Raw genomic sequence first — 1,131 nt, forward strand, 5'->3', positions numbered from 1 at the left:
CGTCCAGTAGACGCTGTTCATGACCAGGAGAGATTTGTGGACGATAAACACATCGAAGGCGGCGCTGCGCCTGCCCTTGCGGCCCACAGTAAAGACGCATCGGCACCAGGTATGAATCCAGCATCCTCTGCAACCGGTGAGAATCATCCGAAGTCTGCAACAGAGGGGATATCTGCCACTGTTGAACGCATCGCTGGTCAAGCGAAAGACGCTGCCGGCAAGGCAGCCATCTCGATTTCGAAGCACGCTGACAAAGTGCAAGAGAAGCTTGCCGAACAAGACGGGACGCCCGAGCAGGCAAGAGACTTCGTTCGCGGTAAGCCGCTGACGGCGCTTCTAGCAGCCCTCGGCATAGGTATGGTTTTGGGGCTCTTGACCCCAAGACGCTGAAAATGTCCGACGGCACCCCGACGAAATTCCAAGAGGCCATGTTGTGAGCTATGCGCGGTTACCGGGTAACCTGGTTGAAGAGGCCTGCACGAGAACGGTAGCTGATTCGGCAGACCTTTCCTCTCACAAGGAAGACCGCAAGGTGGTGAGAGCACGGGTAGGTCGGTTAGCGCTGATTGCTGCTGCGGCGAGTAGAAGCGATCGAGACGTTTTCGTCTCGGCAGACGACTTTACACTGATCGCAAAGCATTACCTGGAGATCGGCACTGCTGAAATAGAAGATCAGACTAGCCAGGAGAAATAGCAGTGGCCTGGCTCATGATCGTCGTTGCTGGCGCACTGGAGATGGTTTGGTCCTATAGCGCTAAGCAGGCGAATGGGTGGACCAATTGGGGTTGGAGCGCAGTCACTGTCGTCTCATCGTTGATCAGTTTCTTCCTGCTGACCTTCGCGCTCAAGAGTCTGCCCCCTTGGCACCGCCTATGCTGCCTGGACAGGCATTGGTGCAGTGGGCAGCTTCGCCATCGGGATCTTCCTTTTGGGAGAATCGGCTGGGACATGGCGCATCATAAGCGCCATGGTCATTGTGGCCGGTGTCATTGGCCTGCGACTGAGCGGTGGATCCAAGTGACAGCTCGTGCTCGATGTGAAATCGCCGGCAGAGCGAAAAGAATATTTGGGGCGCCAGGGTGAAATGGACTTGCAGTAGCCCATATCGCCGATGCCAAGTCCGGCACCGGA

General features: G+C 56.6%; 2 protein-coding genes and 1 pseudogene. All 3 read left to right on the forward strand.

Annotated features, from left to right (window positions below):
• A partial coding sequence (locus GSQ76_RS18780; RefSeq protein ID WP_216851146.1) for a hypothetical protein occupies positions 1–390 on the forward strand: 390 nt, incomplete at its 5' end.
• Between the two features lie 345 nt (positions 391–735).
• Positions 736–792: pseudogene (locus GSQ76_RS31970) on the forward strand (hypothetical protein); the annotation flags it as partial.
• Positions 793–898: 106 nt separating this feature from the next.
• Positions 899–1,021: a hypothetical protein gene (locus tag GSQ76_RS31975; RefSeq protein WP_254070498.1), complete on the forward strand. Its 123-nt coding sequence runs from the start codon at positions 899–901 to the stop codon at positions 1,019–1,021.
• Positions 1,022–1,131: the final 110 nt, after the last annotated feature.

Source organism: Acidisphaera sp. L21 (assembly GCF_009765685.1).
Lineage (GTDB): Bacteria > Pseudomonadota > Alphaproteobacteria > Acetobacterales > Acetobacteraceae > LMUY01.